Here is a 7,480-nt window from a genome sequence, read left to right as displayed (position 1 = left end):
TGGAAGGCAAAACCCTGAATGGGCCTACGCCGGATGCTTACTGTCGTGACCCCACCATAGGACCCCAAGGTGAACAGTTGCGTCTGATGGGAGTCCCCGGGCTGGGGAGGAATGTCCGGAATCCGTACCCCAAGCGCGGAAACCTGCCCGTCCGCTTCCGGACCCTATGCCGACGTTGCAGCAACTTGCCCAGTCCGCCAAACCGTCCCTGACCGAAGCCATCGACACAACTACGCCCGGCGGCCGGCTGATCTTCCATATCGTTGGGGCACTCGGGCAGTTCGAACGAGACCTGATCCGGGAACGAACCCGCGCTGGCCTGGATTCCGCCATCGCCCGGGGGCGGCGTGGTGGCCGGGAGCCCGTCGTTAACGACGACAAGCTGCGGCGAGCAAAAACTTTCTTCGCCCAGGGCCTGACGGTTAGGGACGCGGCCGCGAGGGTTAAGGTCGGTAAAACAGCCCTCTACGCAGCGATGGACAACTCTGCGGACACCGGGGCAGAAAGCAAAACTTGAGAGAAAAGTGGCTTTGGTTCTTGTTCTGTCCCCTTAGCGTGGTTATTCGCCCGTTTTATGTCGTGACCCCCTGATGCTCCTGCGGGCGGGGTGGGCGAAACCATGGTGCCGCCGGTAATGCCCGCCCTGGCCAACGCCCTTTTCGCTGCCACTGGCGAGCGGTTGCGCCGAATGCCCCTCAGTTCTACCGGCTATCGTTTCGCGTGAGGGCCTGAAAATGCCTTCGGTCCGTCACTCTACCGGAATGACGCGTCTGTACTGCCTGATGAGGTCCAGGGTGAACTGATGACCGTGGCAGCGAAACGGATCGCTTCGGCAATCCTGCGCTGTTCCGCCAAACTCAAGTGCGAATAATGCTCTCCCATGGTAGCCCCCATTGTTAACCATCTGATTATAAAAGAGAGTCGCGCTTCAAAATAGAATCCACCCCCTACACAATTAAAGATTGATAATATATGTTATGGAAATTACTCTGACGGATGCCCCAGCCATGCCTGCATATAGGGCCGGAACCGGCCCGATAGGGGTATGTCGCTGTGCAGGGCGCAGAAATGCAGGGCCAAGGCCTGCATCATGAAGGCCTGCACCCCTTCGGCTTGGATACTGACAGGTACATCGGGCCGGAAGTTTCGCCGGGATAACCAGCGACCCACAATCTCTCCATGCCGGCCCAGCATCAGTGCGATCGGCCCGATCTCGGCCAGGGCCGCGGCACCCGAACGGCGCAGAATGACATCAAAGACATAGCGTTCGCAGGACATGAAGGTCAGCAGCGGCAGCATGCTATCAGCCAGGTCCGCCGCATCCGCCGGCACAGGCGATGCCTCCAGCGCGTCAAGGAATTCGGCGATCCGCTGCGCGATCAGCAGATCCATCAGGCCGTCCTTGTCCTTGAAATGCGCAAAGAAAGTGCCCTTCGCCATGCCGGCCCGGGCCACGATCTCATCGATCCGCACGCCGGCATAGCCGGTTTCCGCGATCAGCGCGGTTGCCACAGCCAGCAACCGGTCGCGGGTTTCAACGGCCCTTTGCTGCACGCCCTTCACCATGTCCTGACCTTCGCACACAAACTGACCATGGTCAAAAATATAAATTGACTATAGTCATTTTCTTGATTTAATGACCATGGTCAGTTTTTGGAAGGGCAAGCCATGACGCGTATTTTCATCCTCAACGGCCATCCGGCGGCAGGGTCGCTGTCGGCGGCCCTTGCCACAACCTATGCCCGCGCGGCAGAGGCGGCGGGGCATCCGGTGCGCCTGATGCAGCTGGCGGACATGGTGTTTGATGCGGATTTCGGCTTTGCCGGTTATTCCCGTACAAAGCCGCTGGAGCCGGACCTGGAACAGATGCTGGCCAATCTGGATTGGTGCCAGCATCTGGTGCTGGTGACCCCGCTCTGGTGGGGCGGGCTGCCCGCGCGGCTGAAGGGGTTATTCGACCGGGCCTTGCTGCCGGGTCGGGCGTTCGACACGCGCAAAACCCACTTTGGGATGCCACGCCCGATGCTGTCGGGGCGCAGCGCACGGGTGGTGCTGACCTCCGACACGCCTGGCTGGTTCCTGCGCCTATTGTATCACAACGCCCTTCTGTGGCAGCTGAAAGGCCAGGTCCTGGGCTTTGTCGGCATCAAGCCGACCCGCATCACCCACCTGTCGCCCGCCAGCCAGCCAAAGCCCGGCGCCATCGCGCACTGGCTGGCGGAGATGGAACGGCTGGGCAGTAAAGCGATGTAGCCGGCACCCCTTGAATTATGTGAGCGATCGATCACATAATTGCCATTGGCGATGAAACACCCAATCCCCGCCGGGGCCGGCCCGTGGATGCCGCTGCGCGTCAGGCCCGCACCGACCATATACTGGCCGCCGCGCGGCGCTGTTTTGCGCGCCATGGGTTTCATGGTGCGGGCACCGCCGATATCTGCCGCGACGCGGGGATCAGCCCCGCCAGCCTCTATCAGTATTTTGCCAGCAAGGATGATCTGATCCTGGCCATTGTGGGGGGTACCGCGCCGATGATCTGGCGCTGCTGGCGTCCGCTGACAGCCTGGATGCAGCCCTGGAACAGCATCTAGCCGCGCTGGAAACCCCTTTATCGGATGATGACGCGCTGTACCCCCGCCTGCGGCTGGAGATCCTGTCGGAGGCCACCCGTAATGACCGGGTGCGCGCTGCCGTACGTGCTGCCGAAAACCAAGTTCCGGCCAGCCTGTGCGCCCTGATCGCGCCCGCGCAGGCCAAGGGGGAGGTGTCCGACCGGGTGGCGGCCGACACGATGGCCAGTCTGTGCCTGGCGGCCTATGACGGCGCCTTTGTCCGCGACACGGCCCTTTGCATCCCCCCGCCCTTGCAGGGCCTGGCCCTGATGATCCGGCGACTGCTGTCACCGTCCTGATCGGCTCAACCCCTGCCCTGCTGACGCTGCTTCTACCACTCCCCCCTTTATGTGCCCAATGCCCCATGCCGAACCCGCCGCTGCTGACTCGTTCCCCCTCTCGCCGGCGGGACCCCTGCTGGCCAGCCTGCTGACGTCGGGCCTGTCAGCGCTGGTGGCGGGGCTGTTATCGATGACCGTCCCCTGGGCGCTGCTGTCGGCGGGACAGAGCGCCAGCGTCGCAGGGACCGCGGCCTTTGCCCTGCAATTGCCGGTGGCGCTTGGCATGCTGCTGGGTGGGCAGCTGGTGGACCGGGTGGGGCGGCGCCGCGTGCTGATGCTGTCCAATCTGCTGACAGCCATGCTGACCGGGGTGGCGGCCCTGCTGGCCATGGGGGTGGGAACTGACAGGTTGACCGTGGTTGCCGGAATCATCGCCCTTCTGGCGGCGGCCAATTTCTGTGGACAGCCAGGGACCCTGGCGCAGGATGCGCGCATTCCAGAACTGGCGCGGCTGGCCGCCTTGCCACTGGAACGCGCCAATGGCCTGCGGAAAATTGTCATGAGCTTGGGCATGATGGGTGGTCCGGCAGCGGCGGTACTGCTGGTGGCGGTCATCGGCCTTGTCTGGACTCTGGTCATCGCGGCCGAACTGTCGGTGGTGATCGCGCTGGTCGACGCCGCTTGCTTCCCCGCTTTCCGGGCCAAGCCGCGTGGCGACGCCGGTCAGACGGCCAGGCCCATTCTGCGCGACCCGCTGTTGGGCAGCGTGGCGGCCATCGGGGCGCTGCTGGTCGCAATCTTCACGGCCATGGATGAAATTGTCGCCCCCAACCTAGTCATCGCATCGGGCATGGGGGCGGGCGATCTGGCCTTGTTCCTTTCCATCGCGGGCGCCAGCGTCATGCTGGCCAACCTGCTGTTCGCCCTGCTGGGCCCCGCTCTGGGCCGGAGCATTAGCCATCGTGGCCTGTTCATCGGTGGGGTGGGGGTGATGTGGGCCGGCACACTGCTGCTGGCCACGCTGCCGCCCGCCCTAGCGCTGGTGGTGGGCCCCGTCCTAATCGGGTTGGGTGTCGGCCCGCTCTGGCCCCTGGTGGTGACGGCGATCCACCGCCAGGTCGCGCCGCAGGACCGGGGCCGGGTCATCGGTACCCTGTCCGCTGCCGTGATTCTGGCCCAGCCTGTGGCAGCCTTGGCCGCCGGCCCGGCCGTCGACATCCTGGGGGCTGGCGCTATTACCTGGCTGATCGCCCTACTGGTCGGGGTGGCCTTGGCAATGTCGATTTTTTGCCAGTGCTGCGGCAGCTTCGCAGGGGATAGGTTCTGCCTGAATAGCAAGGAGCCATTCCCGACTGTTTACATAGACCCAAACCCGGCGTCCCCTTGACAGACACGCAGCTTCGCCCAGATCGATTGCCTGTTCAATCCGATCCCGGAGGATCTGCTCATGCGGCCCATCGCCCGACGCGCCACACTTGCTGGCCTGGCTGCCAGTGCTGCTCTGCCGGCGGCTTCCGCCCTGGCCAGCGGCCAGACCGCCCGGCCTACCCGCTCCTTTGAACTGACCTTCCTGAAATCCCACGACGCCGATCCCGGTGCCCTGGTCCGCTTCATCACTGCCAACTGGTTCGAGATGGACCGCGTCGCCGTGGAGCAAGGGATCATGACTGAATACCGCCTCCTGCAAAGCGCCGGGACAGGGGAGCCGTGGAACGTGTTGGTCATCGTGGGCTATCCCACCCCGGAAGGCTATGCCGGCATCGCGCCTGCCTTTGAGGCCATCCGTGCCGCCCATACCATCGTGCCTATCGACGGCAAGCGCCTGAAAGACTTGGGCAGTATCGTGATGAGCCGCAAGCTCATGCCTTCAGCATGACGGGCGCAAGGATGGTCAGCCAGACGAAATCCCAGGCATTCGTGAATCTGCGCTATGCCCTTATTGCGGCGGTGCAGGCCATTCCAGCCGGTAAAGTTGTTACCCTCGGCCTGCTGTCATCCGCCCTCAATGTGCCGCCCCGTCATGTCGCGTTCCTGTTGTCGAAGCTGGAACGGGAGATGCCTGGCGCCTTGCCCCAACACCGCGTCATCCCACAGGGCGGCGATTTCGGCCCCCCAGCAAAACGCACCGTCGCCCGCACGGCGCAGATGGCGGCCCTGTGCGCCGAAGGACACAGGCTCACGGCCAACCAGGTCCTGCTGCTGGATCCCCACCATCACCACACGCCCGACCCCCGGCATCAGCACACGATCTGGGCCACTGAGCCAGCACCCGGTCATTGACGGGGGCTGCTCCAATTAATTATACGGCGTATAAATATATGGAGGGAATGATGGTCACGGGCCATGTCTTCATCGCCACCAGCCTGGACGGATTTATCGCGAGGCCTGATGGTTCCATCGACTGGCTGCTGGCCCTAGATGGTCAGGGCGAGGATCACGGGTATGAGGATTTCATCCGCGACATGGATGTTATCATCATGGGCCGGAACACCTTTGCGACGATGTGCAACTATCGACCATGGCCTTATACCCGACCGGTCCTTGTTCTGTCGCGAGGACCGTCATTAGGACTTGTACCTGATTACCTCTCGGGACAGGTGGAGCCGTGCGACACGGACCCTGCCGCGGTCATGATGATGCTAGGGCAGCGGGGCTGTCGCCGTGCCTATGTCGACGGGGGCTTGGTGATACAGTCCTTTTTGCAGCTGGGCCTGATCCAGGACATGGTGGTCACGCGGGTGCCGGTCTTGCTGGGTGAAGGGCGGTCGCTGTTCGGACCCTTGGCGGGCGATGTGTCCCTCACCCATGTCTCAACGCGCTGCTTCCCGTCCGGGTTGGTCCAATCCACCTATAAGGTGGCCGCATGACCCCACGGCAACGTGGACGCCCGGCAGCCCGGGATGGCGGGGTGGATCCTCAGGTGATCTTGTCCCATGCGCTGGATATGGTGGAACAGGGGGGGCTGGATGCGCTGACCATGCGAGCGCTGGCTGCGCGGTCAGGCGTTACACCCATGACCATCTACCATCATTTCCATGATCAGGATGGTTTGATCAAATCCATGGCGGAAAGGGCATTCGCGGCGGTAGCCGTCCCCAAAGCTGCGACCGGTCGGACCGCCATCGCAGAATTGCTGGGAGCCTACCACGCGACGATCATCCGCCACCCCGCCCTGCTGCTCGCAGTTTTCAGACGGCCCGCCGCCCATCCAGTTCAGGCCTTGGTCCTGACCGATACCCTGGAGCAGTTGGTGACCGGGATGGGCTTACCGCCCGACAGTGCCCGCCGCTGGACCCATATCCTGATCGACCATACCCATGGTGCCGCCCTGGCCGTGGCACGCGAAGGCACCCTGCCTTCGCAAGTCCTCGCGGTGACCGCGGATCATGCCGCCGCGGTTGCGCTGTTGCTGGGCGGCTTGGCAGCGGCCGGCCGGACATGAAAAGCACCGCCGCTGTTGGGCGGGGACTTTCTGGCCGCCACCGGGTCGATACATATGCACCATGACCCTGAGCGCCCGGCCCACCGAGCGGAAGCGGCGGACGCAGATTGTCGCCATCAACGTCGGCGGTTGCGATTGCTTCCCTGGCCTCGACTTGGATCACGAAGTTGGTCCTCGGTTGCTTGCAGCTCCTCCCAAGGCGTCACCAAAAGGGTGGGCACCCGAATGGAGATGCCGCCCGACCTGCCGAAGATGGTGCTGTACCAAGTAAAAAGGCGTTTCACGAAAGGTACCGACGCGCGGCGTGACTGCAAAGTAGCGTCCGGTAGTGAGCTTGCAGGAGGACGCGGCAGCGCGGCCTGGATCAAGGCGAGAGCGGGGCGCCGGGGGGTCCCCTGGTCGAAAAGTGACGAGGTGGGGGAATTGGGTAGGCGCGGGCTGGGCGCGGTACTAAGGGCTCAAATTACGCACTAAATGGCCGCTGGAGGGGTGAATGAGGTAAGTGGGGAAAAGCCCCATCTCGGCGGGAAACCCTCACCAGAATCGAATTTATCATGCGGTTAGGCACGGCGTCGATGTACTGGCCGGCCGACGGCGCAGCGCGCCGGGGTGTAGGGGCGCGGAGCGCCCCGATGCGAGAGGCGGGGAGAGTTTGCTCGGGCGGACCTCGGGTGGGGGTGGGGGCTGGCCGCCGCGGTTCCGCGCGTACGCGCGCGGGGAATTCTGGCAGGAAGTTTTCGGGAAAAAGGGCGTGGATCTGGGGTCGGTGGGGCCTGCGGCTAACACCCTACCCCCGGGAGTGGGGGTATTTTGAAACTCAATGAAATCAATGGGTTGGAAAATTCGGGAATCCCGTATGCCGTCCTGTAGGGATCGCAGAAAACCATTATATATCAGTGACTTATTCAGCGTTCTGGTACAGAATCGGCCAAATACCCCCAGTACCCCCAGTCCTTGGGGGTACTTTTTGACGTTTAATATCAATGAGTTAGATACGATTTTTACCGCACCCCCAGAAAAAATCGGGAGATACACATGTGCATGCGTACGCTCGACGCGCACATGCATGCGCAAACATGAGCGCATGCGCGTCGAGCACACGCGCGTAAGGGGGGATATCATCTTGGGGGTGTGGGGGTTTTTAT

General features: G+C 63.0%; 10 protein-coding genes. 9 read left to right on the top strand and 1 reads right to left on the bottom strand.

The features are described 5' to 3' along the window. Positions 1-166 precede the first annotated feature (166 nt). Complete coding sequence (locus CHU95_RS00460; RefSeq protein ID WP_094452628.1) at positions 167-517, top strand: recombinase family protein; 351 nt, start codon at positions 167-169, stop codon at positions 515-517. A 467-nt stretch (positions 518-984) separates the two neighbouring features. Here CHU95_RS00460 and CHU95_RS00455 read toward each other — a convergent pair whose 3' ends face one another. After that, positions 985-1,566: a TetR/AcrR family transcriptional regulator gene (locus CHU95_RS00455; protein WP_094452626.1), complete on the bottom strand. Its 582-nt coding sequence runs from the start codon at positions 1,564-1,566 to the stop codon at positions 985-987. A 102-nt stretch (positions 1,567-1,668) separates the two neighbouring features. Between CHU95_RS00455 and CHU95_RS00450 the strand changes: the two genes are divergently transcribed. The 8 genes from CHU95_RS00450 to CHU95_RS00415 all read left to right on the top strand — a co-directional run bounded on the left by CHU95_RS00450 (position 1,669) and on the right by CHU95_RS00415 (position 6,335). Then, the gene (locus CHU95_RS00450) at positions 1,669-2,253 is read left to right on the top strand and encodes an NAD(P)H-dependent oxidoreductase (protein ID WP_094452624.1); all 585 of its coding nucleotides are present in this window, start codon (positions 1,669-1,671) and stop codon (positions 2,251-2,253) included. An 83-nt stretch (positions 2,254-2,336) separates the two neighbouring features. Continuing rightward, positions 2,337-2,591, top strand: coding sequence for a TetR/AcrR family transcriptional regulator (locus tag CHU95_RS00445; RefSeq protein WP_094452622.1), 255 nt, complete (start codon positions 2,337-2,339; stop codon positions 2,589-2,591). Continuing rightward, on the top strand, positions 2,537-2,911 hold the full coding sequence (locus tag CHU95_RS22770) for a TetR family transcriptional regulator C-terminal domain-containing protein (protein ID WP_094452620.1): 375 nt from the start codon (positions 2,537-2,539) through the stop codon (positions 2,909-2,911). Before CHU95_RS00445 ends, CHU95_RS22770 begins: the two co-directional genes overlap by 55 nt. A gap of 58 nt (positions 2,912-2,969) precedes the next feature. Then, positions 2,970-4,280, top strand: coding sequence for an MFS transporter (locus tag CHU95_RS00435; protein WP_094452618.1), 1,311 nt, complete (start codon positions 2,970-2,972; stop codon positions 4,278-4,280). A gap of 60 nt (positions 4,281-4,340) precedes the next feature. Then, positions 4,341-4,769 (top strand): hypothetical protein, encoded by a 429-nt coding sequence (locus CHU95_RS00430; protein ID WP_094452616.1) that lies wholly within the window; start codon positions 4,341-4,343, stop codon positions 4,767-4,769. 11 nt (positions 4,770-4,780) lie between these two features. Beyond that, positions 4,781-5,173: an MGMT family protein gene (locus CHU95_RS00425; protein WP_165771915.1), complete on the top strand. Its 393-nt coding sequence runs from the start codon at positions 4,781-4,783 to the stop codon at positions 5,171-5,173. A 47-nt stretch (positions 5,174-5,220) separates the two neighbouring features. Next, positions 5,221-5,760, top strand: a complete 540-nt coding sequence (locus tag CHU95_RS00420; RefSeq protein ID WP_245837760.1) for a dihydrofolate reductase family protein — start codon at positions 5,221-5,223, stop codon at positions 5,758-5,760. A gap of 53 nt (positions 5,761-5,813) precedes the next feature. Next, positions 5,814-6,335, top strand: coding sequence for a TetR/AcrR family transcriptional regulator (locus CHU95_RS00415; RefSeq protein WP_165771914.1), 522 nt, complete (start codon positions 5,814-5,816; stop codon positions 6,333-6,335). The last annotated feature ends 1,145 nt before the right edge of the window (positions 6,336-7,480 follow it).

The sequence above is a fragment of the Niveispirillum lacus genome (assembly GCF_002251795.1).
GTDB lineage: Bacteria > Pseudomonadota > Alphaproteobacteria > Azospirillales > Azospirillaceae > Niveispirillum > Niveispirillum lacus.
Note: the sequence above shows the minus strand (reverse complement) of the source record. Positions and strands in the feature narration are given on the sequence as shown.

Excerpts from the sequence above, each read along its gene's own strand:
- CHU95_RS00460 (WP_094452628.1), top strand. The coding sequence starts at position 167 with ATGCCGACGTTGCAGCAACTTGCCCAGTCCGCCAAACCGTCCCTGACC.
- CHU95_RS00455 (WP_094452626.1), bottom strand. The coding sequence starts at position 1,566 with ATGGTGAAGGGCGTGCAGCAAAGGGCCGTTGAAACCCGCGACCGGTTG.
- CHU95_RS00450 (WP_094452624.1), top strand. The coding sequence starts at position 1,669 with ATGACGCGTATTTTCATCCTCAACGGCCATCCGGCGGCAGGGTCGCTG.
- CHU95_RS00435 (WP_094452618.1), top strand. The coding sequence starts at position 2,970 with ATGCCCCATGCCGAACCCGCCGCTGCTGACTCGTTCCCCCTCTCGCCG.
- CHU95_RS00430 (WP_094452616.1), top strand. The coding sequence starts at position 4,341 with ATGCGGCCCATCGCCCGACGCGCCACACTTGCTGGCCTGGCTGCCAGT.
- CHU95_RS00425 (WP_165771915.1), top strand. The coding sequence starts at position 4,781 with ATGGTCAGCCAGACGAAATCCCAGGCATTCGTGAATCTGCGCTATGCC.
- CHU95_RS00420 (WP_245837760.1), top strand. The coding sequence starts at position 5,221 with ATGATGGTCACGGGCCATGTCTTCATCGCCACCAGCCTGGACGGATTT.